Genomic DNA, 26,006 nt, shown 5'->3' with positions numbered 1-26,006 from the left:
AGTAAAATATGATTCACATCAGAAAATCCCAAGATAGAGGCCCAGCAAATCATGGCTGGCTTAAATCAAAACATACTTTTTCTTTTGCGGACTACTATGACGAAAAGCATATGGGATTTAGTGTGCTACGAGTGATTAATGAAGACCTTATTTTAGGTGGAACAGGATTTGATACCCATCCTCACCGCGATATGGAAATTATCTCTTATGTGATTGATGGAGCCTTAGAGCATAAAGACTCTATAGGGAATTCTACGATTATCCGTCCTGGCGAAGTTCAACGCATGAGTGCGGGAACAGGGGTTCGTCATTCTGAATATAATCACCATAAAGATAAAGAGACTCATTTTTTACAAATTTGGATTTTGCCAGAGAAAATTGGAATTGACCCAAGTTACGGTCAAAAATCTTTTGTGGATGGTTTTGGAAATAGTGATTTGATTTTAGTCGCTTCAAAGAATGGTCGTAATAATTCAGTTTCTCTCAATCAAGATGTCGATATGTATGTGGCGAAACCACAAGATGCTGGGGAGAAAACAATCAAAACTTTTAAAAATCGGAACATGTGGGTACAAGTTATTAAAGGTGAGGTCCGAGCAGATGGAGCGGTTCTTGAAGCTGGAGACGGAGCAGGAATCACGGAGTTTGAGCAACTAAAATTAAGGTGGAGCAAAGGGGCTGAGTTTATCCTCTTTGATTTGCCATGAAATCAGATTCTCTTTTAGCCCCTTTAGCAGAAAAGCCCATTGCTGTTATTTGGACAGCAACGTTTTTATCTAATATCGGTACATGGATGCATGATGTAAGTGGTATTAACAATGGGGTTGGGTCAAATTGGTCATTAATTCTTTACAAAAGCAGTGCCGTAAGTAGTAAAGTGGTGCTCAAAATATGAGGCCCACCGTAAAGGAAGATTATGCATAAAGGTCGATTAGAAGCATTTAGTGATGGAGTAATCGCGATCATTATTACGATAATGGTTTTAGAGATAAAAGTTCCGCATGAAGTTTCACTAGAAGCGCTATTAAATTTAGGTCCTATTTTTCTGAGTTACATCATCAGTTTTATTTATGTGGGAATTTATTGGAATAACCACCATCACCTATTCCAGACGGTAAAAAGTTGATGGACGAGTTCTCTGGTCAAATTTGTTTTTGCTTTTTGGCTTTGTTGATTCCTTTTGCATCTGGTTGGATGGGGAGAATCATTTTGAAGGTGTTACTGTAACACTTTATGGAATAGTTTTATTGGGTTGTGCTGTTAGCTATTACGTCCTAACAAACAGTTTGTTAAGAAATCACGATACCGAGTCTGTTATACACAAAGCCGTTGGCAGTAAATTTAAAGAGCATTCTTCGTTAGTTTTGTATATTTTAGGGCTGTTAACATCATTTTGGCTCCCGCAGGTTGCTTTTGGAATCTTTTCTGTGGTCGCTCTTATTTGGTTACTTCCAGACAAGAGAATTGAAAAGCAAATGTCATAGATTCTCCTACTATAATGGCGGTTGGCCCAAGACTCTGTAGGTCGAGTAACCTGAGTCATGTGGCGTTAGCTTGCGAACATAGATTCCTGCTCGTTTACAAATTCAATCGGAGATTTCGTTCCTAGTGCTGAATGTGGAGTAATGTTCTTGTACCTCCAGCGCCAGGTGTCGATTTCCTCTCGAGCATCTTCGAGAAAAAAAGGACGTGCTCGTTGAGGCACTCGTCACAAACTCTCGAATTGAAAGATTCGACAATTTGGTTGGGAATTTCGACCTGTTCTTATTAACCAACGAGAGAACTATTCAAATTTACGTCGACGTCGCAAAGCTGCGCGATAGTACTGGGGCGCAACAACCAGCATGCCAAAATTACGACAGCCATATTTACCCTGAACTGAGTGATGAACTTTGTGAGCCACTTTGAGCGCTTCCACATACCAATTGTCCCGTACGTGAAAGAACTTCCAGCGGCGATGGATGATCACTTCGTGGACCGTGAAGTAAACGGCTCCATAAGCCATCACTCCATATCCGATTGCGCCGAGCATTGGTAGGTTATAAAGACTGTCAAATAAAATAAACATGAAGCTTGGTACGGCAAAGAAGATCGCAAAAAAATCATTCAGTTGATAGGAATGACCTGCGACCGGAGCGTGATGATCTTCGTGCAAAAACCAGAGGACTCCGTGCATGACATATTTATGCAGCACCCAGGCGTTAAACTCCATCACTGCGAAGGACAACCAAAAAACTCCCCACCACATTATCATAAAACCGCCTTTAACTTCAAACGCGCGCAGATTTGCAGAAACTCAGAGCGCAAGGCCACGAATAAAATTAAGCCCTGACATAGCATGACGTTGGTCATTAGAAAAAATGCAGCCTCTTCAATGGGAAGATTACCAATCTCCCATCCGATGGTTTGCGTTGTTGAGATCGACCAAACGCCATTGCCAATGGCATAGGCGTCCACCGCCCACAAGTACAAAGTGGGCGGAACCAATGAGGTTAGGTAAAGGCGCCAATTGCGTATCAATGCACGACCTCCGATGACCCATTGCATGAGCGCCACGGGAGTCGCCCAAACCAAAATGAGCGAAAGATATCGCGTCGACTCCGAACCCCAAGCAAAAACACCGATGCCAAAAGTAACCAGCCAAAAAATGATTCCCATGAGGTAAGCAAATCCACATTCGCCCTTGTTCTCGAGAGAGCGAATTGCGATGGAACCTTGTGTGAAAAAGCACCAGAGGCCGGTGAGGTAGCTCTGTAAAATGAAAAAACAATACTCTTCGATCGGAACATAACCAATGCGGCCAAGCACACGCGCGTCTTCATAAGTCCACACGCCCGACTTGACCAAATAGTTGTCCCAAGGCGTTGTGTAGATCAGCGCCATCAATGCTAGCAAAAGTATGCCGCGATTGAAATAGGGTTTGAGAGGGTCTTCGGTACGCAGATAAGACACGATCAAAAATAATAGGGGAGGTACAATAAACACGAGTAGAAATTGAGAGTAGGTCATGCGACCGCCTCGCGCGGGCGCCAGAAACGAGGTCGAATGAAAAAGCTAAGACACTTGCAGGCCACCACAAGCTTTTCAAAATATGAGAGATAGGTTCGGCCGTGCAAAACGTCGTAATCCTTACTGCGAATCTTTACACCAATGTGGCGATAAACTTCCCCAGCCAGCACGATGCAAAGCCTTGCACGAAATGGCAAATAGGCAAGTCCACGGTAGGCGTTGGCGTAAAATCTATCGGCAAGATCCAAATGTTCGCGCACCAAGCGACGTAAACTCTCAGACGCTGTCTCGGCGCGAAGATCCTCGAAATTTAAACCCGCTTGGGCGAGTGCGTCCGCAGGCAGGTAAACTCGCCCACCATGAGCATCGGCTCTCACGTCGCGACAGATGTTCGTCAACTGCATGCCGATTCCAAGGTCAACCGCGTGACGTGAAGCGCGAGCCTCTCGAACGCCAAGAAGAGGACACATCATCAAGCCGACGACTCCCGCAACCCAATAACAGTATTTCAACAGCATCGCTTGATCAGTGATTGCTCCTCCGCGAGCATCGAACTCCGCACCATCGAGTAGCTCAAGCATGTGGCGACGTTCGACTCCGTAAGAGGACAAGGTCGAGATAGCCTCTTGCCACGGTCCTTGATGGGTCGGATCTGAAATCTGCTGACGAATTTCAATCAGAGCCGGAAGTGCCCGGCTGGCTTCAAGTTCATCGGCCGTGTCATCAACCTTACGGCAGAGCATGTACAGGCGCGCAATCTTCATGAATTGATTCTGCGGGAAAAATAAACTCGCAAAGTAAAATGACTTGCCGTGAGTGGCCATGACTTCTGTTGGATTCATCACAACTCCAAATCACGCGCACGCGATGCCTGCGCTGAGCGATTGACTTGAGCACTGGGCAAAACGCGATCCAAAACCTTTGCAGAGCTCAGCACACCAGGAACGCCCGCTCCAGGATGAGTGTTCGCGCCAACGAAGTAGAGGCCATCGACATCCTCTGAGCGATTGTGGAAGCGAAAATAAGCTGATTGGCGAAATGAAGGTTCGATGCCGAATGCAGCTCCACGCTCGCTACGCAAAGTGCTTTCAAAATAATCGGGAGTCACAAAAGTTTGACTGACCAGATTGGCATTCAGGCCGGGCAAGTGCTTCTGGTCAAGCCAGTTAAAGATTTTCTCTTTGTAACGCTCGCCCTCCTCCCTCCAATTGATTCCGCTTAAACTGTTTGGCACGGGCGACAAGACGTAGAAACACTCGTGTCCAGTTGGCGCCATGGAGGCGTCGGTTCGAGTGGGTGCATGCAGATAAAGGCTAAAGTCATCTGAGAGCACCTTGCGATCAAAAATATCAGAGAGTAGGCCCTGATAGCGGGGACCAAGCAAGATCGTATGGTGGGCCAGGTGCTCATAGGTCTTTTTTGTGCCGAAGTAGGCGACAAACAAACTCATCGAGTGCGATTTCATCTTCAGGCGCCAGTTGGCATGTTTCGAACGATGTTCTGGTGCGATCATGTCTCGATAGACTCGTACCGGATCGGCATTGCTGACGACGACGCCTGCTTTGTAGGATTTGCCATCGGCCGTAAACACGCGACTGACGTGCCCGCTCTCAACTTCGATGCGTTCAACCGGCGCATTCTTTATAATATGGACGCCCTTCTTGATCAGCAGGCGTTCAAAAGCTCCGACTAACGCCGTCGTACCACCTTTGATAAAGTGGACTCCCCACTTTCGTTCGAGCCAGTGGATCAACAAATAGATTGAAGTGATTTTCGTTGGGTTTCCACCGACCAGGAGTGGTTCGAAGCTGAGAGCTTGGCGCAATCGCTCGTCTTTGATGTATGAAGAGACGAGGGAGTAAACGCTGCGATAGTTCTTCAAGCGAATCATATCAGGGGCGACACGCAACATTGAGCCAACTGTCTCAAAGGGATAATCGGCGAGTCCGGTGTAGCCAACATCGAAGATGCGCTCTGCATGTTGAGCCAGCTTGCGGTAACCATCGACATCCTTGGGGCTGAGTGCGCGAATGTTTTCAATCAATCGCTCGCCGTCGGCGACGTAGTCAAAAGATGAGCCGTCATGAAATTGAATTCTGTAGAAGGGGTCGATCGGAGTCAGTTGAAAGTAGTCGCGCGGATTTTCACCCAGCATGGTGAAGAGCTCATCAAGCAGGTAGGGTGCCGTGATCACAGTTGGTCCGGCATCGAAGGTGAAACCGTCTTGTTTGAACACACCAGCGCGACCGCCGAGTTGTTCACGCGCCTCGAGCAATGTCACTTCGTAGCCTTTTTTAAGCAAGCGAACTGCTGATGCCAAACCACCAAAACCAGAGCCGATTACGACGGATTTTTGCATAGGTCCTCTTTCATTCGATCGGTGCCAAACACCTGATCCATAAAGCGATAGTACAAACCATAGTTGCAATCGAAGCGCTCATGATGAAGCGCGTGGTGCTCGCCCGAGATAAACCAGCTCGTCACACCTTTCGCCGAGATTAGTTCGACGCCAAGATGATTTGAAATTGCACTCAGAGTCATCATCGTCAAATAAGTGACAATTGCCAAGGGATGCAGGGGGATCACCAAGGTTGCGAGTGGCAAGAAGGCCGCTTGAATCACCGCCTCTAGAGGGTGAAATGAGAATGAGGCCCAAGGGCTGGTTTTGCGCGAATAGTGGTGAACCGCATGAATGCGGCGATAGACCGCCGGTCGGTGCATCCAAATATGAGTGAAATAGAAATAAACTTCATGAATGAGGCTCAGTAAAAAGAGACTCACAGGCAAATACCAAAATCCAAACTGATTGAGTTGCAGGTAAATGTTTGTCCAGCCATGCTGCCATAACCAACCCATAAGATAGCCAGAAACAGAAAAAACCAAAGTTGAGACCACCGACCATTTGATTTCATACGCCACCTGGCCGGGACGAGTCTTTTGATCATGTAGATAGTGAACCTGATCCACGCCCACATGCTTGCGCCAAAATAGATAATAAAAAATTGCAACCATTGCGAAGTAACGGACGAGAATAAACCCGCTTAAGACCAGAACGGCAAGGGCAAAGACCGTCCAACTGTTGAGAGCGACCGGCAAATACGAGTCAAGTTGTTCAAAGTGTGACAGGCTTGTCATGCGTGCGCCTTTCGATCGGCATCGCGGCGGTAGCCAAACCAGGCAATGAGCCCGAACAGCCCCGCATAGGCGACGAGCCCAAGGGAGTATTCCAATTCGACCTTTTGACTTTGCACCGTGGCCCACAACACCTCGCCGTATAGACGCGTCGGCAAGTAGGTCGAGAGAGTTTTTAGCGAATCCGGCAAAAGATTTGGTGGCTTCCACAGTCCGCCGGCAAAGGTCAGAGGCAAATAAATCAGATTGCCAATGGGGAGTGCCGACTTCTCACCGGCCCAATAACCTAGTGCGAGACCCATAAAACAGATGGCAATTCCGCCCGCAAAGAGCCCTAGGACAAACTCACTCCAAGCAGTGAAGGCCAAACGGGCTTCGGTCATTGTGACCGCCATCACCACGATCGCCAAAGCCGCAGCGAGTGCGAAGATGAGGGCCGTGGCGAAGCGTGCAATTAAAAATGCCCAAGGACTCACCGGCAAGGTTTTTAAGTAGTGACTCCAGCTCGAGCTCCGTCCTTGCGCCATTCCAACTCCAAACTGCAAAAAGATCACGCCAAACACAGCGAATCCAGAAAACGATGCCATCAAAAAGTTGGAGGATGAAACATCCTTTGATTCAGGGATCGCAAAGATCCAATAGAATAGAGCGGGAAAAGCAATCGTCGACACAAGGTAGGAAGGCTGTCGTAACAACTCAAGCAACATCCAGCGCGTGTGAACCACGAAAAGGCGTAGGTTCATACTGTCGGCCCTGACTGCCAAATACGCAGAATCGATTCTTCAAGAGTCGATTCTGCAATTTCAATAGCTCGAGCTCCTGGATCTTGCCGAAGGATCTCTTTAAGTAAGTCGTCGCTATTGGTGCCAAGTCGCTCAATCGCGTGCTCACTTTGCGATGGGACAAAGCGAACCTTCTTCAAGCCAAGCTGATCTTTCACGTTTCGAACAGTTGTATCGGCGACGATGCGGCCTTCCTTAAATACCACCACGCGATCGGCAAGCTCCTCAACCTCTCGCATTTGGTGAGATGAAAACACGAGCGAGCGCTTCTGACCCTTAAAGTGACCCAACAAGATCTGGCGCACGAGCGTTTGCCCAACGAGATCGATGTTGGCTGTCGGCTCATCCAGTAAAACAAGACCTGGATCACCGGCCAAGGCACAAATCAAGGCGAGCTTGCGGCGCTCACCACCGCTCAACTCAGAGGTGAGTCGATCGAGCAGGGGTTCGACTTCAAGCGTCTCCGCAAGGTGCTTCCAATCTGAATTTGGAAAGTGAGCGTAGACGGTTTGTAGGATCTCGCGCACTTTCAAATGGGTTGGAAAGCTCAGTTCTTGCGGCAGGGTCGTGCGGCATTGATTGCTGAGAGGGGCCATAGCCTCGAGTCCGAAAACTTCAACTCGTCCTTGGGTTGGAGTTTTGAGTCCGCTCGCAAGATTAATGAATGTGCTTTTGCCCGCGCCGTTACAGCCCAGTATTGCCACGATTTCGCCGGGTGCAATTTCCAAGTGAATGTCGCGCAGAGCTTCAACTTGCCCAAAGTGTTTACTGACAGACTCAAAGCGAAGTGCAGGTGCTCCCGATTTTACCATGACAGATTCCCCAGATGCTGGATCGGCACTAAAACCTGCGCCGCAAAACCCCTGACAAAGTCGGCAAGCTTCGATTCCATTTGCAATACCTCAGCATTTCGTACACGCGCCATCAGTTCTTCGAGCTCGCTCAAAGCAGTCGCCAAGGTTCCGCGCTGTTCAAAGAGCTGCGAGATGATCTGCACATCATTTTCACTGGTCTGCTCGCGAGGTTTGGTGAGGATAGAGCGAATGAGATTGAGATCGTCAGGATAATTTTTCAGATGAGTCACAACTAAGAAACTGACCTTGCCCTCTTTGATGTCGCAGCCTTTTGTTTCTCGGCGCTTGTCGCCGAACAAATCCAAAATGTCGTCTTGAATTTGAAAGATCGCGCCCAAATCAAAAAACAAAGACTCAATTTGGGCTTGAAAAGCCTCATCACGTTGCGCGATGATCGCCACGCCGCGAGCAATACCTGCAAATAGCGCCGAAGTCTTTTGCGCAATGCACTTGAGATAATCCTCTTCAAGAGTAGCGATCGAGCGCATCTCATTGAGTAGTGGCTCAAAACTCTGACCGTTGACAATGCGTGCAGCCGTCACCGAGTAGAGACGCGCAATTGCGACTTGCACGGAGGGTTCAATCTCGCTTTCAAAGAGTGGCAGTGGCGCAACCGAAATTAAAAAGTCACCAAGATTTACGGCTTGTGCCACGCCAAAACGTTTCCAAATCGTTTCGATGCCACGGCGCCATTGATCGCCATCTTGCAAATCATCGTGAACTAAAGTGGCATTGTGCAAAATCTCACAAGCGGTCGCCCAGCCAATCAAGTGCGAGCTATCAACCTCAAAGGCTTGCCCCAGTCCATATACCAAACGTGGGCGCAGCTGTTTGCCTACGTTAGTCAATTGTTCGATCGCCATTTGCAGCAAGAGATCGCTGGCTCGAGCCGAAAAAGTGCGCAAGGCCGTACGGTTAACGTCGGCTAGAAAACTCGTTTCTGTGAGCTGACTTGAGCGAGAGCGCTCAAGTCGACCGCTTTGGCTTTCGAGCATTGATCTAACATAGGCGAAAACTCCATGAGAAACGATAGTTAACGAGGTGCGCGACGCCTTAAAGATGGAAAAAAATTACCGCTGGGCCTAGAGAAGCTCATGTCGGCACTCCGGCCAAGTAGAGGCACAACAACTTCAATCCACACTCAGCATTAGACATGAAATTACCTTGAATGGCCGATCTTGGGTCAGCGCCATTGCCCCTCTTGTGCGCCGAATTATATCTTTGGACAGGTCTTCCGCATTTACAATTCGTAAAGCGACATGAATAATTATTCGTTGTTATAAAAATCATTGATGAGGTTAGCATATATGACCCCGACTCATTGGCCCGCTCTTGCGCGATATGCATCTGCTCTATTTGTGTTCAACGTCATCAGCGCCCATGCCGCCCACGTGATCAATTTCTATCCCACCGGCTCGGTAAAACAAGTGCAGCAAACCACGGTTCGGTTTTCAGTAGACATGGTCGCTATGGGTGATCCGCGCGCCAAGACCGATCCCTTCACAATGACTTGCAATGTAGCCACCAAAAAGCAACCAACACATGGTCAAAATGCAACTGCGCCTCAACAGAGCCCAAAATTCACCACCCGATGGGCGGATAACAAGAACTGGGTCTTGGATTTTGAGAAACCTCTTAAGGCGGGCATTCGCTGTACTTTTAAAATAAAGACCGATGCGAAGGACTTATCTGGCGCAAAAATAGAAGGTCTCGAGGAATATAGCTTCTCGACAGCAGGGCCAGCAATCTTAGGTATCGAGCCGATTTATGGCGACATCGAGCCGGATCAGTATTTTGTCGCCCTCATTGACGGAGCGATGGACCCGAAATCAGTTGAAGCAAAAGCCTATTTTGAAGTGCAAGGAATGCCCGATAAAGTGGGGATAAAAGTCATTGAAGGAAAGGATTCTGAGGCGGTCATTAAAGCTGCCATTAAAAGCAATTGGCGCTGGAACACCTACGAAAGCCTCTTGGATCAAAAACCTCCAAAGCCCTTTTCGCAAATCAAAGAAATGGAAGGGTTTATTGTCTTAGCGGGCAATCGACGATTTCCTGAAGAAGCCAAGGTTGTTCTGCATTGGCCGCAAGGGATCCTCTCCAAGACTGGGTTGCCAGTTGAAGAGCCTCAACATTTTGATTTCAAAGTCATTGAACCATTTCAAGCACACTTTTCATGCGAGCGATCCGTTCCCGAGCGTCCCTGCAATCCCATTCTAAATATGAGTGTGATGTTCAACAAACGCGTGTCACTCAAGTCACTCAAGGGCGCAAAGCTCGTCGCTGCCGATGGTAAAACCTGGATTCCAGTTGAACTCATTGAGGGTGATCAGAAAAAAAACGCTGATGGCACACTTATCACAACTCCTGGGACCGACGTAGATGGGAAGCTTACCAGCAACTTCGAGGACAAACAGGTTGGTTCTTTGACCTTTAGAGCTCCCTTCCCGGATTCAACAAAATTCAAAGTTATACTTCCTGGAAAACTCAAAGATGAATTGGGAAGAGTTTTAACAAATCAGAAAAAATATCCGCTTGATGTCGCAACTGACGAATATTCACCTTTGATAAAGTTCCCTGCATCGTTTGGAATAATTGAGCTCAAAGCCGATCCGGTTTTACCGGTAAGTGTCCGCAATATTGAAAAGCAAATGGCTATTCAGCAAGTTACGATTGAAGGAAGGACCTTGAATCTTTCAAGCCAAGCTAAGTCTGCTGAAATTATTGACTGGTATCGAAACGTATTGAGAAAGGAACACCAGTACGAAAGGAGAAACTCCCCGGTGTTAGGGGAAGGACAAGGATCGAAGTTTCAAATGCCAAAGCCCCTTGGAGAACGGGAATTCGAATTGGTTGGCATTCCGCTCAGTAAGCCAGGGTTCTATGTTGTAGAGATGGCCAGTCCAAGATTAGGCGAAGCATTGTTTGGCGCAGCTCCGATGTATGTTGCGACGACAGCCTTAGTCACAGACATGGCTGTCCACTTTAAAAGCGGACGAGAATCTTCGTTGGTGTGGGTCACTCAGCTGTCTACTGCAAAACCTGTGAGCGGAGCCAAGGTTTCGATATTAGATGCTTCAGGACGAGAGCTGGCGAAAGGCACTACGAACAGCGAAGGCGTCCTGCGCTTGAGTGAGATAGATGACCCATGCGTTTTGAACAGCGGTTCTGATGAGGCTGAGGGTTCCGATTATGAACTATGTGAAATCTTTGCCTTTGCACAAAAAGCTGACGATTTTTCCTTTTCATCCAGCAATTGGTCCAAGGGAATTGAATCCTATCGCTTCAATGTTTCTACTGAATACCTTTCCCGACAATGGGGACCAATTGTTACGCACACTGTCCTTGATCGCATGGCCGCCCAACCTGGTGAAGCGATACAGATGAAGCATATTGTGCGCGAACATCGTGAATCCGGGCTTGCGATGATGAACGAAAGACGTTTGCCCAAACGAGTTCTTATAGTTCACCAAGGCAGCAGGAAAACATACACACTGCCCTTTGAATTCGATAAATCGACTGGTACCGCCATTGGCAAATTCACCATTCCAAAAGATGCAAGTCTCGGGCGATATGCAATTTATCTTTCCAATAAGGATCAGATTGCCCAAAGGGAGACCGAAGAAAGCGATCCTTACGATTGGACTGCGCAGGAGACAGGCCATTTCGTCGTGAGTGAATATCGGCTCCCGCTGATGAAAGCTGCAATAAAGATCCAAGGCGAGCCACTTGTGCGACCATCAGAAGTGAAGGCCGATCTCTCTGCAAGCTATCTTTCAGGCGGACCAGCGAAGGGATTAAAAGTCAAACTGCGGGCCAGTCTTCAGCCCGGAAATTTTGTACCTGATGTCCCAGGCGGAGCGGATTATAATTTCTTTGCCACGCCCGTAAAGACAGGCGTGATTGATTCCGAAAGTCATCAAGCGTCGGAGGAAGCTTTCCTCAAGGTGCATGATTTAGCTCTCAATGCAGACGGTGGGCTCTTGGCCAAGCTTACTGACCTGCCATTGGTGACCAAGATTCAACAGCTCGCCTTAGAAATGGAATACACAGATCCAAACGGCGAGGTAAAAACGACTGGCTCACAGGTTCCGGTATTCCCAGCTGAGTATGTTGTCGGCTTGCGCTCTGATAATTGGTACTCGGAACCGGGAAAAACCAAGGTGATGGGCGTCATTACCAATAATGCAGGTGAACCCCAGAGCAACCGAGCTTTCACTCTTGAAGCCTTTCGGACGAATCACATCACCCATCGCAAACGTCTTGTCGGTGGCTTTTACTCCTACGATTCTAAATCTGAAGTAACTGCCTTAGGAAAAGTCTGTGAGGGTAAGAGTGATGAACTCGGTCGTTTCAAATGTGATCCTAAGGGACTTCCTGCTGGGAGCATCACCCTTCAGGCCAAAACTCTCGATGATAAAGGGCGAGCAACCTACGCCTCAGTTGCAATGAGTGTCTATGAATCTGGGACTGATAGCTGGTGGGTTCCTAGTGACAGTGATCGGATTGACCTCTTACCAGAGAAGAATCGCTATGAGCCCGGTGACAAGGCTAAACTTGTCGTTCGCTCTCCTTTTCCGACGTCAACTGTGTTGGTCACAGTCGAGAGGGAAGGTGTTCTTGATTCATTTGTGACTGAAGTTCGTCGTGACAATCCTGTGATCGAAATCCCGATCAAGGGTAACTATGCACCTAACGTATTTATATCAACTCTGGTTTTGCGCGGTCGGGTTGGAGATCCTAAGCCCACAGCTCTGCTTGATCTTTCAAAGCCCGCAATGAAGATGGGAATGGTTGAGCTAAAAGTAGGATGGAAAGCCCATGAACTTTTGGTGACTGTTAAGTCAGACAAAACAAAATATCGTGCAAGAGACAATGCGCAGGTTTCCATTCAGGTTAATACAGCCACTGGCGCTAAACTTCCCGCAGGTTCTGAGGTGGTCGTCGCGGCGGTTGATGAGGCATTACTTCGACTAAAAGAAAATACGAGCTGGAAGATTCTCCGCGAAATGATGGGCCAACGAAGCCTGGCCGTTTCAACAAGCTCTGGCCAAAATCAAGTTGTCGGTCGCCGTCATTTTGGTTCAAAGGCTAAACCCCCTGGTGGCGGCGGCGGAGCACTCGCTGCCGACACACGCGAGCTCTTCGAACCCGTTATTCTCTGGCATCCCAGGCTTAAACTCGATTCTTCCGGTGAAGCAAAGATCACCGTGCCCCTCAATGATTCTATGACCAGCTTCAGAATTGTTGCGATCGCGACAGGGGGTGAAAATTTATTTGGAGATGGAAATGTCACCGTTGAATCATCAAAAGATTTGATCATTTACTCTGGATTCGCACCTTTGGTTCGTGAGGGTGATCAAATCAAAAATGCATTCACACTCCGCAACACCACATCAGGATCAATGAAGGTTTCCCTGGAGATTATCGCTAAAGACATTGGGTCGCTGCCGAAACTACCACCTGTCGAACTGAAGCCAAGCGAGGCTAAGACGCTCGACTTACCTCTCATAGTACCGACGGGTCTCAAGGAAATTTCATTTCGTATAAAGGCTAAAGATTCCGTGAGTGGCGCTGAGGATTCAATGATGGCGAAAGTCCGCGTTGAACCTGCAGTTCCTGCCCGTGTGTTTCAATCCACTCTCTTTCAACTCGATAAAACAAATCAAATTCCGGTGAGACAGCCATCTGACTCAATTCCCGGAAAGGGTGGTCTTGGAGTTCACGCGCGCGCGACCTTGGTGTCGGGACTCGCGGGAGTGAAGTCTTACTTGGACGAATATGCTTATAGCTGCCTCGAACAAAAAATTTCACGGGGCATCGTCTTAGAAGACAAGAATGAGATCAAGCGTTTGATTGAGTCACTCCCCTCTTATTTCGATAGCTACGGACTACTCAAATTTTTTCCCGTATCCTCTTGCGGTTCGGCTCAGCTCACCCGTTACATCATGAACATTTTGGATGAAAATAACTATGAATTGCCGTCAGCCACTCGTGCGCGTCTGATTTCTGGTCTGACCTCCTATATTCAAGGGCAATATGCCTGCCATTCTTGGTGGGACAATTATGTGCGGGATCATTATACTGGTGAAGCTAAAATTCTCGTGATGGAGACGCTGTCTAGATACAAGGCGTTTTCACCAAACTTTCTTTTCACCGTGCAGATCACGCCAAACGTTTGGAAAAATGAGACGGCCACAGCTTGGTTTCAACTTCTCAAACGGCAAACGGACATTCCAAATCGAGAGGCTCAGTTGAAGCAGGCCGAAAATATCTTGCGTTCCAGAATCAATTTTCAGGGTTCATTGATGAATCTTCAAGGTGACTTGGATTGGGAAGGTCAATGGCGCTTATTCTCTTCACGCGACCAAGAAGCCATGGGAGTTTTTGGGGTTTCTATTAATGAACCCTCATGGGGGCAAGATGTAGGTCGAATGGCGAGAGGAGTTGTTGCAAGACTACGCCTTGGTCATTGGGATACCACAATGGCTAACGCCTGGGGTGTCACTCAACTTCGCCGATTCAGCCGCGAATTCGAGAAAGAGAAAGTCACAGGTGAAACAAAAGTGAGTGCGGAAAACATCAGCGGGACTTTTAGCTGGCAGGTTTCGCCTAACGGTGAACGGAAACTCTTGAATTGGCCAAAGGGTTCAGAGAGAGGCAACGTACAGGTTCAATTCAATCATTCTGGCTCAGGCAAACCATGGATTCACTTCGAAACTATCTCGGCGATCCCGTTAAAGGCGCCGCTCGATATGGGCTACCAAATCTCTCGAAAGATCACTGCCGTCACCCAGACAGTCCCTGGTATCTGGAAAATCGGAGATGTGGTTAATGTTGAACTGACTGTCACCGCTAAGGCAGATCAACCTTGGGTTGTGGTCCGCGATCCAATTCCAGCGGGAGCTTCTCATTTAGGTACCGGTTTGGATGGTTCGTCCCGTCTTCTTGATCGTGCGCCTAAGCCCAATGTTCCGACGACAGAAATACAAGACTGGCCGACCGAGTATGAAGAAAAATCTCACGCCAATTTTATTTCCTATGCCGCATATTTGCCCCGTGGAACTTACCGCATAAGTTACCGAGTTCGGTTGAATTCCGCGGGTGAATTCAAATTGCCGCCTTCGAGAGTTGAGGCAATGTATTCACCGGAAACTTTTGGAGAGGTACCCAATGCGAATTGGAAAGTCTCTCGCTAGGATTCGCAAACCTGATGTTGTCGGTATGTGCGCCACAGTGTCTTTGCTGGCCTTGGCGCTCACATGGTCCACGATCAGAGTGCGCTCATTTGCAAATGTTCGTAAAAGTTATCAGCCTTCGGATGTCTGGGTTGTTGATCGAAATGGCTATCCCCTGGAATCAATTCGAACTCGTAGTGAGAAACGCAGTTTGGATTGGGTCGAATGGTCAGATATTTCGCCTGCATTTCATGATCTTTTGGTGCGAGCTGAAGATCGCCGCTTCTATTCACATCCCGGCGTTGATTTGCTTGCCTTATCGAAAGCGACTTGGGAACGTGTGACGGGACGATCTCAACGAGGCGCAAGTACACTGACTATGCAACTTGTTGGATTGATAAACGACAGCAAAGTTAGCCACCGTCGCAACCTCTGGCAAAAGGCAAACCAGATGGCCACTGCGCTAAAAATCAACGCTCATTGGAGTAAGAAAGAAGTCCTAGAAGCCTACGTCAACTTAGTTTCGTTTCGTGGTGAGCTGATTGGATTGCGGGCAGCAAGCCTTGGTTACTTTGGGAAAAATCCCTCGACTGGTGCAGGAGGAAGCCGCACTCCTAATTGCTCTGTTACGTTCACCCAATTCAGGGGCAGAATTAGTGGCAAAACGTGCCTGCCTGATTCTCGGCACAACCGATTGCCAGTCAATGCAGAATCTTGCCCAGCAAACTTTTTCCAAGGCCTATCGATTGTCAAGACCACGAGAGCTAATTCCTGTATTGTCAAAACATTTTACCGAAAATGGATCAAGTAAAAGCATCATACAAACCTCACTAGATTACCGATTACAAGAACTTGCATTGCTTGCCTTGCGCGAACAACTTCGTAATCTTAAGAATCAAAATGTAAATGACGGCGCAGTGCTGGTCCTAGAGTCTCAGTCAGGGCGAGTCGTAGCCTATGTGGCCAACGCCGGAGCTGGAGTCGCCTCGGCCGAACAAATCGACGGAATTCAGACCAGACGGCAGGCGGGTTCAACGATTAAACCTTTCGTTTATGCGACAGCCTTCGATTGGCGACTTCTCAGGACTGAATCCCTTCTTGAAGATTCTCCAGCAGATATTTCAGTTTCTCAAGGGCGTGTCTATCATCCCAAAAACTACGATCAAATATTTCGAGGTCTGGTCGGCGTCGGCGATGCTCTTGGATCAAGCATGAATGTCCCAGCCGTGCGAGCTCTCCAACTCGTAGGTGAGCCACGGGTTTTAGATCGGTTGCACGCCTTGGGTTTTGAACAATTGCAAGAGGATGAATACTATGGTCCAAGCCTTGCCTTGGGCGCTATTGATGTGACGCTTTGGGAAATGACTCAAGGGTATCGTCAATTCACCGTTGAGGGTGCCGCTTTCTCTGAAGAAACTCGCCAATCGATGTTTAATATTCTGGCCGCTCCTGAATACCGCCGCTTTACGTTTGGAATGGATAGTCTGCTTACTCTCCCTTTCCCCGCAGCGGTAAAGACTGGAACGAGCAAGGATATGCGCGACAACTGGTGCATTGGATGGACTCCTCAATTCACCGTTGGCGTTTGGATTGGAAATTTCAACGGCGATCCGATGTGGAACGTCAGCGGCATGAGTGGTGCCGCACCCATTTGGCGGAGCCTCATGTTGGCTCTTCATCCCAATCCCAAAGGACAACTCACTACATACGTACCACCATCAGAACCACTTCCCCGTCGCACAATCAGTCGGATTCGGTATCCTGCGCCTGACATGTTGGTCGGCCTTGATCCTGACATCCCATTGCCGTTGCAAAAGCTCCCGATCGAAATCGAAAATCCACAATGGGGGCATAAACTCTACCTGAACGATCACCTTTTGAGTGTGGCAAAAGAAATGATCGTCTGGCCTCTTCAGCGAGGCAAGTATCGAGTCGATCTAAAAACTGCGTCAGGTCAGTCGGTCGACTCAGTGAAGTTTGAAGTCCGCTAATCCGGGGTGGGCTTTTTTGTATGAGAGCCCTTTCAATTGTTGGCTTCTGCTTCCGATATTCTCAATTCCGTGATACCGTGGTCTAATGAGGATTCAAGCGCTTAGAATGACGCTTTTTTGTTTTTTGCGAAGGAGGCAGAAATGAGTAAAGCGATTGAAAATTTGATGGCGGCGCAAAAAAGGGCAATGGGAATTCGACCAGAGATTGGTGGTTTTCCATTTCTTGCTGAAGTCTTACGGCAATCAGGTGTGATTCGCAACATTTGGTCACTACCGTCTTGTCAGAGCTTATTTTTAACAAAAGATGGGCCCGTTGCTATGCAGGGAGAACCACTTGTCCGGGATATGGTTGACGTTCCAAAGTTTAATCAAGATGCCCTTATTCATGCGCTTCGAATTGATCAAGCCGGAAAAAGTACCTTTCCTGAGTTTTTGAATGCCACCTGGAAGGCAGGAGTTGTGAGTTATGACGTTGATTTCATCAAGAGAACCGTCACATATTTTGGTTGTGAAGGCGAAAATTACAAAGAGGAATATCAAGCTGTTCAGGTAGATAGAAAATCGTAGAGGTTTCCAAGATGAGAACGTTGAAAGCTTTGCGTGTTAGGTGAGAATAATGGATCTTATATTTCTTGAATCAGTAAAAAAAATGCCCTTGATGAACCTTCCAGTTAGATCGACATTTGTTCCTCTAAAAACCGGATCAATATTGATATCTCCTGGCTCTTGTTTGGATCTTCATCAACTCAAAAAAATCAATGGCGTTACAGATTTGGTTGCACCCAATTTGTTTCATTGTGCAGGAGTTCCAAAGGCAAGCTCTGTTTTCCCTTCAGCTAAGAAGTGGGCGCCTGTCGGTGGCAAAATCTCAAAACCTGAAATTACTTGGAGTGATGAACTTTCCTCAGTGCATTGGCTATATCAAGAGGATTTGCCAATGATTCAATTAAAAGGAATTTCAAAGATTAATGAGGTCGCATTTTTCCATAAAGGATCGAAATCTCTAATTGTTGCAGATCTCTGTTTTAATCTGATTGATGCCAAGGGAATTGGGTCCTGGATAATTTTAAATCTATTTGGCACCTATAGAAGGCTTGCTATGAGTAAGTTCTTTGCTCAGTTCATCGATGACAAAGAAGCTTTCAATGAATCTTTGACCGAACTTTTCTCTTTTGATTTTGAAAATATAATTGTCGGACATGGAGAAAACCTTTTTGGAAATGGCAAAGACAAACTGTTGAAGGCACTTAAAGAACGAGATTTTGCGCCAAAGTGAGAAGAAATGCTTGATTGACAGTGGTGCGAGGGCTCCGGGGCCCACCATGCATATTCTGGATGTGGCAAATGATTGATAATTTTCAGTTCGTAAAGACAAAAGATGAAAGAGATCTTGAACGATTTTTTCCGATCATGAAAGAACTCAGGAGAGACTTATCCTATGAAGACTACGTGACGATTTTTACAGATGCTCATGAAGCTGACGGATATGAAATTGTAGGCATTGAAAGTGAAAATAGAATTCTCGCGGTGATGGGATATAGAATCCTCCATGACTTTGCTCATGGAAAGCATCTCTACATTGATGATCTGGTTTCCACTGAATCACATAGATCTTTAGGGCTTGGTGCAAAACTTCTTAAATATGCTGAAGATCTTGCCAAGGAGTTAGACTGCAATGGCTTACGACTTTGCACTGGAATCGAAAATGAACGAGGCAAGAAATTCTATGAGCGCCACGATTGGAAACAAAGGTCCTTCGCCTACAAAAGAAAATTGAGTTAGTCATGTATTTGCCGAAGCACTTTTTACCCAATCAAGAATACAGAGTTAGAAAATTAATTGAGCAGAATGCTTTCATGACAATTCTTTCGTATTCAGAAAACTCAATGCCGTTTATCAATCATTTGCCGGTTATTTTTAGTACAAGGCCTAATGAAGACAGGATTCTTATTGGGCATATGTCCAAGCAAAATCCTCAATGGAGGCATTTCATAGACAATCCAAACGCTACATTTATAGTTCAAGGTCCTCACACCTACATCACTCCAAAATGGTATAAATTCGGTCGTGATGTTCCGACTTGGAATTACGCCGTCGCACATTTGCAAGGAAAAGTAGAGTTGGTTGAGTCTTTTTCGGAACAAGTTGAAATCCTCAGGCAACTCACACGCTTTTTTGAGAAGTCGAATCCAAGCCCTTGGGAGTTTGAACTTCCGGATGATTTATTGGATGAGACCGCTCTGACTTCAGCGATCATTTCATTTAGATTTAAAATTGAAAAAGTAGACGCAAAATTTAAACTTTCTCAAAATCGCAGTACTGAGGATAGGGCAGGGGTAATTGAGGGTTTAAAGGAACGAACCTATGACATGAGCCGTGCAGTTCGAGAGATGATGATTGAGAATGGAGAATGAGTGATTTCTTAATGAAGGCATATTTATTTTGTTCTTTATTAATTCTTATCTTAAGCACCTCTGATTCTTTTGGATCCGAAAGTGAACGGTGCTCGCCTGACGAACGACTGGCTTTCGAATCTGTCCAAATCTCAGGAAATGAGAAAACAAGTATAAAGTTTATTGAGATGGAGCTCGGTCTCAGTGACAAAGAATGGTTTTGCAAAAATCAGATTCAGGAAAAAATTAATCGCCTGAAGCGCACCGGACTATTCTCCAAAGTCGAATACACCATCACAAGACAAAATCGAAATGACTTAGCCGAATTGAGGATTGCAGTCATTGAGAAGTGGACCACAATTCCAATTTTGAAACTTAACTCTGGTGGAGGAGTCTCGCAGTACACCATTGGGGTCTACGATCCAAATATTTTGGGTGAATTCTTAGAAGCGGGTGCACAATATGAGAATCTTGGTGGTGCCAGCTCTGGAGTTGTGTGGTTCAAAAACCCCAGACTCTTTGGCAAGCCTCAAGGCATCGATTTACAATATTGGAACACAAGACGAATCCGAATAAAGTACGACCAAGATAAGAGCGACCCCGAAATTAAAAGAGGATTCTTACACGAGAGAGAGAAGGTTTACGCGGATTATTTTCGTGATATCTCGTCGAAAGTCACTCTCAGATTTTCACTCGAATACAACAAAGACAGCTTTTCTACCGAAATCTTGCCAGATTCAGTTATCCATAAAAATGGACCAAATCTCAGTCTGCCTCCCTCGACAGAACTGCTGATCTCTAAAGTTGGACTTGAGGTTGGTGACATCGTGGGAGAGCCACAAGCGCTTAGCGGCCAATCTATCGGCGCCCACTTTGGCTATGCCAATTCACTCGATAGCAGCGCAGATCCGTTTGTCCAGATTGATTTAAGCTTTCACCTATTCAAATCCATATTGCCGCGCTGGCAGCTTGCACAAAGGCTGATTGCGGGCGTCACTTCAACACAGGTTCTTCAGTACTGGTATTATCTGGGTGGCCTTGATCGAATACGTGGGTTTGCTGACAATCGGTTTGCCGGAAGTCATTTTGCAGTCAGTAACTCAGAGACCAGATACCTGATGTTTGAGAAGCCTTCCTATTTCATTCAAGGGGTTGGATTTGTCGATTTTGGAGCGGTCGGCGACGAGGCCTCAGAAATGACAAAAGTCAAAGCCGCAAGCCTCGGAGCGGGCCTGAGACTTATTCTGCCAAAATTTTATAGATTCATCGTACGCCTGGACTACGCCAAACCGATCTTGAAAAGCGATACGATGAATTGGAGTTTCGGGGTTCAGCAGTTTTTTTAAGTCGGAATAGTTTCAACCTTAGTGAGTGTTTAAAATTCCACTGGCGCTTCCGGTATTTTGTAGGTCGATGCCTTATCTAGATTTTCCATATACAAAAAGCCACCATGGGGGCGATCAATTTCCGCAATGTTGAATATAAACTCAAAAATCTCTTCTGCTTCCGATTTATTGACCAGGACTGTGAGTATTTCCTTTTCAAATTGCTTTGGTAAACCGTCCTTACCGACTGCATCTCCAATCGCACTTCCCCTTGCGTGCCTGTGCCCGGTGGTGACGATCCCCCGTTTGTACAGTGCTTTTAAAACTTTATCGCCACCGCCCCGGTAAAGAATGCAAGTTATTAATTTTAATTCAGACATTTTTTTCTCCAAACTTCTCAAGGACGGCCTGCGGAATATATGTCGCCGCCTTTTCTAGTGGGGTAATATAGATAAAACCTTGACCGGGAGTATCTAGGTTTCCTGCTAGATACATTTTTTCAAAAATGCGATGAGCCTGGTCAGTCGATACAACCACATTGATAATTTCCTTTTCAACTTCAACGGCAACACCCAGAAGACCAAGGCGTTCGCGAATTCCTGTTCCCTTCGCAAACGAAACGGTGGCCCCTTGGGCTCCAGCTTCCTGTGCGGCTTTCACGATTTTGTCTGCAGCACCTCTTTGTACAATACATGTGATCAATGCGACGTCAGTTAAAACAGTTATCTTCCTCATAGTACAACTCCCTGATCTGGAAATGCGACTTGCACAGATGTGCTCACGATTTTTTTATTGTCCCTTTTTACTTTGTATTGAATGTAGATACCGGATGCTAGAACTGCCATTATTGGGCAAAACGAAGCACAAGCTAAAATTCCAAAGCCTTCAACAACTCCAACGGCCTTTCCAAATCCTAATCCCATGGAAAGAACTAGAGGTACTGTGACAGGCCCCGTAGTTACACCGGCGCTGTCCCAAGCGATGTTTGTAAATTCTTCGGTGGAGAACACTGTAAGTACCAAAGTTATGACGTATCCAGGAATTATCAAGTAGGTCAGAGGGATTTGAAAAACAATTTTTAATACACCAATTGCAATTCCGAGCGCGACTCCGAAAGCAACCGAGTACATCAGAAGTGATTTTTTAAATGCACCTGCGGTTAGAGTTTCAACAGTTGTGCCTAACGCATTCAGTGCGGGCTCGGCCAAGGTTGCACCAAAACCTAAAAGAAACGCGAATAAAAATGCGATTGTCACTCCGATAGCATAACCATATAGAGGGGAATTCACCATGCCTTCAATTCGTGCAAATGATCCTGGAACAAAACCACCAGACTGCGCACCAAGTTCTGATAGGCCGTAAGTAAGTCCCACGTTAAATATGCACATGCCAACCACTGCTAAAAATATTCCGTAACGAATAATTCCGGCTTGCTGGAGTTTCTCACGAAGAACAACCATTAAAACAAAAAGTAGAAACAGAACCAGAGGAACAATCGCGCGTACGCCTAGCACGACATCAACGCCCGGTGAGACTTCCCACCATCCCGGCGTAACACCCTCCTGTGCTGCCGCGAGGGCCTGTGCTGCTGCAATAATTTGATCAGGTGATGTTGTAAGTCCCACATAAGTTCCAAAAAGTAGAACTCCCAGGATTGGAAAAACCGAAGCTAAGGTGACAATTCCAAAACCTGAAAGAGTGGAGCCGCCGGTTCCAACAGCTGAGGCCACACCAATCCCAAGAGCTAATACCAATGGAACAGTCACGGGACCGGTTGTGACAGCACCGCAATCCCACGCAAGACCAATAATCTTGCTTATTTCCGGATCGAAGAATAGATATCCAGTGAGAATCATGGTTGGAATTAAACTATAATAGATGAGCGGCTTTAGACTCCAGCAATAAATAAATCGCATCGTCCCCAATACCGCAGCAATTCCTACCCCGATGCCTACAATAATCACAGTGATTGGAGCGCGATCTGTTAATAGGGAAAATAGGATTGGTGCCTTCTGAACATCAACGATTTTTCCTGCCGCTTGAAGTGCGCCAATGGCGGGCTCCGCAAACGTAACTCCTACGCCTAGCAAAAATGCAATGCCGAGAACAATTGGAAGCACCGCTTTTCGAGGCAGGACATTTCCAATGATTTCGCCAAATGGCATCAGACCCAATTTTAGGCCCTCCATAAAAAGCATTAAGCCAACAATGACTGCAAAGAGACCAACGCCTATCATGCTAGAATTCTGAACTGATTCATTGAGAACCAGCCATTGAAAGATCGCTAGATATACAGCCAGGGGGCCAACAGCTTTAAGTTGATCCATAAATCGTATACCTACATATGGCCTTAGTAATTTATAGATATCCATTGGCTTTAAGTGAAGTTTGGGAGGTGAATAGGGTTTATCCTTACCGGCGCTGTCCTCTTCAATTTTTGGCATCAGAGTTTTGTAAGAAATTGCATTTTGCTGAACTGAAATTTCATGAACATATTCAGAAAAGCGAACTGACTTCATGCTGTTATAACCTCGCTGATGATTTAGATCCAGAATCTAAATCATCACGGGCGGATACCTTGAACGCGAGTCCTAATGGGCTGCGTAATTTCAGAAATCCACTTAAACTTAGTAGAACCACTCCATTGGTCCACTCGAAACCTCTGACCTCAACGACGACAAATAGTCCTTCATCACTGCAAGTCTTTTACGGCCTTCCTCGATCCCAGATGGGGTTTTCATTGTCTCGGCCGTCTTAAAGAGTTTTTTGAAGAAATGATCAACGGCAAATAGAGAGTCATTCGGCGTTCTGACATCACAAAATGGATCCTGGCAACTATAGAAGGTTCGTTTCATAAGACCCGCTGTTGCAAAACATCGGGCAATGCCTATTGCTCCCAGCCCATCAAGACGATCGGCATCTTGAACGATTTTCGCTTCAATGGTTTTGACCTCAATGTTCGCGCTAAAGCTGTGACCTTCGATTGCATGAGCAATTTCATCGTAAAACCTCACAGGATATCCGATTGATCTCAAGAACTCGATTGCTTTATCGGCAGACAACCGAGAGGCTTGGCTGCGAAGCGGACTATCTTTAGGAACTATGACGAGGTCATGAAGCCATGCCGCTGGGACGACAACTTCAGCTTCCCCATTTTCACGCTCACAAAGGTACTTAGAAAGATACACTACTCTCTTGAAATGAAGCAGATCGTGGGCAGGATCATCAGACGATGCAATCTCTGAAATCTTCGTTTCAAATTTTGGTTCCCAATCAGTGAGATTCATATTTTTTCCGACCAATAGACATGGAGTTCTCCGCGGTTGGCAGTGGCTTAGCTATCTTATGTTTTTCGTTGCGAGGCAATTGGCCGACTCGCCGCCAAAACCTAATTCAAGGGGTTTAGGACGCCAAGCTTTCATTCTTTTTTAAATTAAAAGAACTACTTTGATGTCAATGAAAACTTCATTGACACGTTTTTACATAGCCTCTAATTTTAGGAATGAATGTTTCTAAAAACTCCTTCACGCCATTTTTTGGATATGGCCAAGGCACCGCCGAAGTCAAATGCCCAATGACTTCGTAGTCGACAAGACTTACTTCTTTCAGAATCAATCTCTTTGTTTCAATTGTTGGAGGTACGCTCATGGTTCAACTCGATTTCTGTCTCTGGGGTACATCGTTGCCTCTCTGACATTAGCAAGTCCAAGCACCTGACCTGTCAATCGTTCGAGTCCAATCGCAAGACCACCATGAGGAGGCATGCCAAGATCGAACATTCTAAGATGACCTTCAAAGGCTTTTGGGTCCACCCCTTTTGTCAGCAATGCCTGCTCTAGCGCTGCTCTGGTATGCAATCTCTGTCCACCCGTGGTGATTTCAATCCCTCGAAACAATAAATCAAAACTCTGAGCTGCGCCGCTGTTTCCTCTGGGGTGTGTGTAAAAAGGGCGCGCGGCAAGAGGGAAGCCAATTACAAAAACACTCGGAGTGCCATACTCTTTGTGCGCAATTTCACAGAGCTGTCTTTCTCCCTGTGGATCTAAGTCATCAACTAGATCTGTCCTTCCAAATGTCTTCTTGAGACGCTCCATACACTCTGCAAACTCCCATGTTGGAGTCTTTGTCATGTCTGGAAGGAAGTCTCCAGATCGCTTTTTTATCGAATCTCCAAACTTCGTATTTAGGTCCTCAAACATTTCTGAAAGGAGACCGCATTCAAGGCTTATCAGTTCCTCCGGGTCATTGATGAATCCCATCTCCAAGTCGAGCGAGTAATATTCCGTCAAGTGCCGACTTGTCGCGTGTGGTTCAGCTCGGTAGACATGTGCCGTCTCAAACACTCTCTCAAATGCGGCAACACCATGTTCTTTGTAGAACTGTGGACTTTGAGCAAGATAGGCAGTTCTTTCAAAGTATTTAATTTGAAAAAGGTTAGTTCCGCCCTCTGTTCCACTCGCAACAATTTTTGAGGTTACAATCTCAGTGAATCGATTCCTTCTTAAATATGACCTGAAACCATCGAGAATCGACGCCTGAACCTGAAAGATTTCTTGAACGGACTCCGTCCGAATACTAAGGGGTCGATGATCGAGCACTACCTCAATTCCAACTTGAGAAATATCTGAAGAGGAGTTGAAGGGTAGGTCATGTGCAGAGGGGTTGAGAATCGTCGCCTCTAGTAAATCGACTTCAAATCCTGATTTTGATCGAGGTTCTTCTCGAACACGACCACGAATGTCGACAACATCATCTAGTTTCATGCCAAGACTAGCAACCCGATCCGGAGCCGCCACAATTTGGATTGAGCCCGTGCAGTCTCTTAAGACAATAAATACTGTCTTTGCGAGGGCGCGATAGCGAAAGACCCATCCGACCAGACGAATCTCTTTACCAATCATGTCTCCCGCACGTTCTACAAACGTGCGTTTCATAAACTACTCTCTTCTGTCTGTAACTGCTGGAACCTGAAAGACGGCAGGTGGTGCCATCCAGCTTTCAGGGAGAACCCTGATCTTGATTGCCACTGTCGGGTGGGTTATCCGTTCAGAACTACTAAGACCTGCGACTTCTCACTTTCGGTTCGTTCTGACCTCTCAGAGGGGTCTGTCCTCATCGATGAGTTAAGTAAACCTAACACACAAGGAATAAAATGTTCAACACTTCTGGCATTAGATCGACATTTACCCAGGATTCTTCTAAGACCCCTGCGGGTTTGCCATTTTGGGTTATTAATAGCGGCTGTGAAGCAGTGTTGATTCGATCAAGAAGCGCGGCTGCCTGACTCTTAAACTCTGCCAATGTCACTACATCTTTTCATAGCTTTAAATCCTTCATAGAAACCT

At 46.5% G+C, this 26,006-nt stretch carries 26 protein-coding genes and 1 pseudogene; 11 read left to right on the top strand and 16 right to left on the bottom strand.

Annotated elements, in window-relative coordinates; genetic code table 11:
* The first annotated feature begins 8 nt into the window (after positions 1–8).
* The 3 genes and pseudogenes from IPL83_17705 (at position 9) to IPL83_17695 (ending at position 1,484) form a co-directional block, all read left to right on the top strand.
* On the top strand, positions 9–707 hold the full coding sequence (locus IPL83_17705; GenBank protein MBK9040960.1) for a pirin family protein: 699 nt from the start codon (positions 9–11) through the stop codon (positions 705–707).
* On the top strand, positions 704–895 hold the full coding sequence (locus tag IPL83_17700; GenBank protein MBK9040959.1) for an MFS transporter: 192 nt from the start codon (positions 704–706) through the stop codon (positions 893–895). The genes IPL83_17705 and IPL83_17700 overlap by 4 nt, the downstream gene beginning before the upstream one ends.
* Positions 896–916: 21 nt before the next feature.
* Positions 917–1,484: pseudogene (locus IPL83_17695) on the top strand (DUF1211 domain-containing protein).
* Between the two features lie 65 nt (positions 1,485–1,549).
* Here the strand turns inward: IPL83_17695 and IPL83_17690 are convergent.
* From IPL83_17690 to IPL83_17650, 9 genes are all read right to left on the bottom strand, one after another.
* Complete coding sequence (locus tag IPL83_17690; protein MBK9040958.1) at positions 1,550–1,705, bottom strand: transposase; 156 nt, start codon at positions 1,703–1,705, stop codon at positions 1,550–1,552.
* Between the two features lie 78 nt (positions 1,706–1,783).
* A complete protein-coding gene (locus IPL83_17685) occupies positions 1,784–2,254 on the bottom strand; it encodes a sterol desaturase family protein (GenBank protein ID MBK9040957.1) in 471 nt (156 codons plus the stop codon).
* Positions 2,251–3,009, bottom strand: a complete 759-nt coding sequence (locus IPL83_17680; GenBank protein ID MBK9040956.1) for a lycopene cyclase domain-containing protein — start codon at positions 3,007–3,009, stop codon at positions 2,251–2,253. The genes IPL83_17685 and IPL83_17680 overlap by 4 nt, the downstream gene beginning before the upstream one ends.
* Positions 3,006–3,851, bottom strand: coding sequence for a phytoene/squalene synthase family protein (locus tag IPL83_17675; protein MBK9040955.1), 846 nt, complete (start codon positions 3,849–3,851; stop codon positions 3,006–3,008). Before IPL83_17675 ends, IPL83_17680 begins: the two co-directional genes overlap by 4 nt.
* The gene (crtI, locus tag IPL83_17670; GenBank protein ID MBK9040954.1) at positions 3,851–5,368 is read right to left on the bottom strand and encodes a phytoene desaturase; all 1,518 of its coding nucleotides are present in this window, start codon (positions 5,366–5,368) and stop codon (positions 3,851–3,853) included. Before crtI ends, IPL83_17675 begins: the two co-directional genes overlap by 1 nt.
* The gene (locus IPL83_17665; GenBank protein ID MBK9040953.1) at positions 5,350–6,144 is read right to left on the bottom strand and encodes a sterol desaturase family protein; all 795 of its coding nucleotides are present in this window, start codon (positions 6,142–6,144) and stop codon (positions 5,350–5,352) included. Before IPL83_17665 ends, crtI begins: the two co-directional genes overlap by 19 nt.
* Complete coding sequence (locus tag IPL83_17660) at positions 6,141–6,884, bottom strand: ABC transporter permease (protein MBK9040952.1); 744 nt, start codon at positions 6,882–6,884, stop codon at positions 6,141–6,143. The genes IPL83_17665 and IPL83_17660 overlap by 4 nt, the downstream gene beginning before the upstream one ends.
* Positions 6,881–7,735: an ABC transporter ATP-binding protein gene (locus IPL83_17655; GenBank protein MBK9040951.1), complete on the bottom strand. Its 855-nt coding sequence runs from the start codon at positions 7,733–7,735 to the stop codon at positions 6,881–6,883. The genes IPL83_17660 and IPL83_17655 overlap by 4 nt, the downstream gene beginning before the upstream one ends.
* Positions 7,729–8,772 carry a polyprenyl synthetase family protein gene (locus IPL83_17650; GenBank protein ID MBK9040950.1) on the bottom strand — a complete coding sequence of 348 codons (1,044 nt, stop codon included), beginning with the start codon at positions 8,770–8,772 and terminating at the stop codon, positions 7,729–7,731. Before IPL83_17650 ends, IPL83_17655 begins: the two co-directional genes overlap by 7 nt.
* 312 nt (positions 8,773–9,084) lie before the next feature.
* Between IPL83_17650 and IPL83_17645 the strand changes: the two genes are divergently transcribed.
* From IPL83_17645 to IPL83_17610, 8 genes are all read left to right on the top strand, one after another.
* Positions 9,085–14,973: a hypothetical protein gene (locus IPL83_17645; GenBank protein ID MBK9040949.1), complete on the top strand. Its 5,889-nt coding sequence runs from the start codon at positions 9,085–9,087 to the stop codon at positions 14,971–14,973.
* Entirely contained in the window at positions 14,948–15,763 is an 816-nt protein-coding gene (locus tag IPL83_17640) for a transglycosylase domain-containing protein (protein ID MBK9040948.1), read from the top strand. Before IPL83_17645 ends, IPL83_17640 begins: the two co-directional genes overlap by 26 nt.
* Positions 15,729–16,943: a hypothetical protein gene (locus IPL83_17635; GenBank protein MBK9040947.1), complete on the top strand. Its 1,215-nt coding sequence runs from the start codon at positions 15,729–15,731 to the stop codon at positions 16,941–16,943. The genes IPL83_17640 and IPL83_17635 overlap by 35 nt, the downstream gene beginning before the upstream one ends.
* Before the next feature lie 141 nt (positions 16,944–17,084).
* Positions 17,085–17,510, top strand: a complete 426-nt coding sequence (locus tag IPL83_17630) for a DUF1398 family protein (protein MBK9040946.1) — start codon at positions 17,085–17,087, stop codon at positions 17,508–17,510.
* A gap of 49 nt (positions 17,511–17,559) precedes the next feature.
* Positions 17,560–18,219, top strand: coding sequence for a hypothetical protein (locus IPL83_17625; protein MBK9040945.1), 660 nt, complete (start codon positions 17,560–17,562; stop codon positions 18,217–18,219).
* Between the two features lie 68 nt (positions 18,220–18,287).
* Entirely contained in the window at positions 18,288–18,725 is a 438-nt protein-coding gene (locus IPL83_17620) for a GNAT family N-acetyltransferase (GenBank protein ID MBK9040944.1), read from the top strand.
* On the top strand, positions 18,683–19,357 hold the full coding sequence (locus tag IPL83_17615) for an FMN-binding negative transcriptional regulator (protein ID MBK9040943.1): 675 nt from the start codon (positions 18,683–18,685) through the stop codon (positions 19,355–19,357). Before IPL83_17620 ends, IPL83_17615 begins: the two co-directional genes overlap by 43 nt.
* Positions 19,354–20,682 carry a BamA/TamA family outer membrane protein gene (locus IPL83_17610; protein ID MBK9040942.1) on the top strand — a complete coding sequence of 443 codons (1,329 nt, stop codon included), beginning with the start codon at positions 19,354–19,356 and terminating at the stop codon, positions 20,680–20,682. Before IPL83_17615 ends, IPL83_17610 begins: the two co-directional genes overlap by 4 nt.
* A gap of 29 nt (positions 20,683–20,711) precedes the next feature.
* On the opposite strand, the gene IPL83_17605 is transcribed toward IPL83_17610, so the two are convergent.
* The 7 genes from IPL83_17605 to IPL83_17575 all read right to left on the bottom strand — a co-directional run bounded on the left by IPL83_17605 (position 20,712) and on the right by IPL83_17575 (position 25,962).
* Entirely contained in the window at positions 20,712–21,041 is a 330-nt protein-coding gene (locus IPL83_17605; protein MBK9040941.1) for a hypothetical protein, read from the bottom strand.
* Positions 21,034–21,396 carry a P-II family nitrogen regulator gene (locus IPL83_17600; GenBank protein MBK9040940.1) on the bottom strand — a complete coding sequence of 121 codons (363 nt, stop codon included), beginning with the start codon at positions 21,394–21,396 and terminating at the stop codon, positions 21,034–21,036. Before IPL83_17600 ends, IPL83_17605 begins: the two co-directional genes overlap by 8 nt.
* Complete coding sequence (locus IPL83_17595) at positions 21,393–23,180, bottom strand: DUF1538 domain-containing protein (GenBank protein MBK9040939.1); 1,788 nt, start codon at positions 23,178–23,180, stop codon at positions 21,393–21,395. Before IPL83_17595 ends, IPL83_17600 begins: the two co-directional genes overlap by 4 nt.
* Before the next feature lie 108 nt (positions 23,181–23,288).
* The gene (locus IPL83_17590) at positions 23,289–23,948 is read right to left on the bottom strand and encodes an HD domain-containing protein (protein ID MBK9040938.1); all 660 of its coding nucleotides are present in this window, start codon (positions 23,946–23,948) and stop codon (positions 23,289–23,291) included.
* Positions 23,949–24,126: 178 nt separating this feature from the next.
* A complete protein-coding gene (locus IPL83_17585) occupies positions 24,127–24,309 on the bottom strand; it encodes a hypothetical protein (GenBank protein MBK9040937.1) in 183 nt (60 codons plus the stop codon).
* Entirely contained in the window at positions 24,306–25,595 is a 1,290-nt protein-coding gene (aspS, locus tag IPL83_17580; protein MBK9040936.1) for an aspartate--tRNA(Asn) ligase, read from the bottom strand. The genes IPL83_17585 and aspS overlap by 4 nt, the downstream gene beginning before the upstream one ends.
* Positions 25,596–25,794: 199 nt before the next feature.
* Positions 25,795–25,962: a type II toxin-antitoxin system Phd/YefM family antitoxin gene (locus IPL83_17575; protein MBK9040935.1), complete on the bottom strand. Its 168-nt coding sequence runs from the start codon at positions 25,960–25,962 to the stop codon at positions 25,795–25,797.
* Positions 25,963–26,006 lie beyond the last annotated feature (44 nt).

The sequence above is a fragment of the Bdellovibrionales bacterium genome, assembly GCA_016716765.1.
Taxonomy (GTDB): domain Bacteria; phylum Bdellovibrionota; class Bdellovibrionia; order Bdellovibrionales; family UBA1609; genus JADJVA01.
This window is presented reverse-complemented; position numbering and strand designations above follow the sequence as displayed.

What these genes read in the sequence shown, in the direction of transcription:
- IPL83_17610 (MBK9040942.1), top strand. Translation starts at nt 19,354, where the DNA reads ATGAGTGATTTCTTAATGAAGGCATATTTATTTTGTTCTTTATTAATT.
- IPL83_17645 (MBK9040949.1), top strand. Translation starts at nt 9,085, where the DNA reads ATGACCCCGACTCATTGGCCCGCTCTTGCGCGATATGCATCTGCTCTA.
- IPL83_17640 (MBK9040948.1), top strand. Translation starts at nt 14,948, where the DNA reads ATGCGAATTGGAAAGTCTCTCGCTAGGATTCGCAAACCTGATGTTGTC.
- IPL83_17655 (MBK9040951.1), bottom strand. Translation starts at nt 7,735, where the DNA reads ATGGTAAAATCGGGAGCACCTGCACTTCGCTTTGAGTCTGTCAGTAAA.
- IPL83_17650 (MBK9040950.1), bottom strand. Translation starts at nt 8,772, where the DNA reads ATGCTCGAAAGCCAAAGCGGTCGACTTGAGCGCTCTCGCTCAAGTCAG.
- IPL83_17600 (MBK9040940.1), bottom strand. Translation starts at nt 21,396, where the DNA reads ATGAGGAAGATAACTGTTTTAACTGACGTCGCATTGATCACATGTATT.
- IPL83_17605 (MBK9040941.1), bottom strand. Translation starts at nt 21,041, where the DNA reads ATGTCTGAATTAAAATTAATAACTTGCATTCTTTACCGGGGCGGTGGC.
- IPL83_17665 (MBK9040953.1), bottom strand. Translation starts at nt 6,144, where the DNA reads ATGACAAGCCTGTCACACTTTGAACAACTTGACTCGTATTTGCCGGTC.
- IPL83_17700 (MBK9040959.1), top strand. Translation starts at nt 704, where the DNA reads ATGAAATCAGATTCTCTTTTAGCCCCTTTAGCAGAAAAGCCCATTGCT.
- IPL83_17595 (MBK9040939.1), bottom strand. Translation starts at nt 23,180, where the DNA reads ATGAAGTCAGTTCGCTTTTCTGAATATGTTCATGAAATTTCAGTTCAG.
- IPL83_17675 (MBK9040955.1), bottom strand. Translation starts at nt 3,851, where the DNA reads ATGAATCCAACAGAAGTCATGGCCACTCACGGCAAGTCATTTTACTTT.
- IPL83_17590 (MBK9040938.1), bottom strand. Translation starts at nt 23,948, where the DNA reads ATGAATCTCACTGATTGGGAACCAAAATTTGAAACGAAGATTTCAGAG.
- IPL83_17660 (MBK9040952.1), bottom strand. Translation starts at nt 6,884, where the DNA reads ATGAACCTACGCCTTTTCGTGGTTCACACGCGCTGGATGTTGCTTGAG.
- crtI (MBK9040954.1), bottom strand. Translation starts at nt 5,368, where the DNA reads ATGCAAAAATCCGTCGTAATCGGCTCTGGTTTTGGTGGTTTGGCATCA.
- IPL83_17705 (MBK9040960.1), top strand. Translation starts at nt 9, where the DNA reads ATGATTCACATCAGAAAATCCCAAGATAGAGGCCCAGCAAATCATGGC.
- IPL83_17685 (MBK9040957.1), bottom strand. Translation starts at nt 2,254, where the DNA reads ATGATAATGTGGTGGGGAGTTTTTTGGTTGTCCTTCGCAGTGATGGAG.
- IPL83_17625 (MBK9040945.1), top strand. Translation starts at nt 17,560, where the DNA reads ATGGATCTTATATTTCTTGAATCAGTAAAAAAAATGCCCTTGATGAAC.
- IPL83_17680 (MBK9040956.1), bottom strand. Translation starts at nt 3,009, where the DNA reads ATGACCTACTCTCAATTTCTACTCGTGTTTATTGTACCTCCCCTATTA.
- aspS (MBK9040936.1), bottom strand. Translation starts at nt 25,595, where the DNA reads ATGAAACGCACGTTTGTAGAACGTGCGGGAGACATGATTGGTAAAGAG.
- IPL83_17630 (MBK9040946.1), top strand. Translation starts at nt 17,085, where the DNA reads ATGAGTAAAGCGATTGAAAATTTGATGGCGGCGCAAAAAAGGGCAATG.
- IPL83_17620 (MBK9040944.1), top strand. Translation starts at nt 18,288, where the DNA reads ATGATTGATAATTTTCAGTTCGTAAAGACAAAAGATGAAAGAGATCTT.
- IPL83_17585 (MBK9040937.1), bottom strand. Translation starts at nt 24,309, where the DNA reads ATGAGCGTACCTCCAACAATTGAAACAAAGAGATTGATTCTGAAAGAA.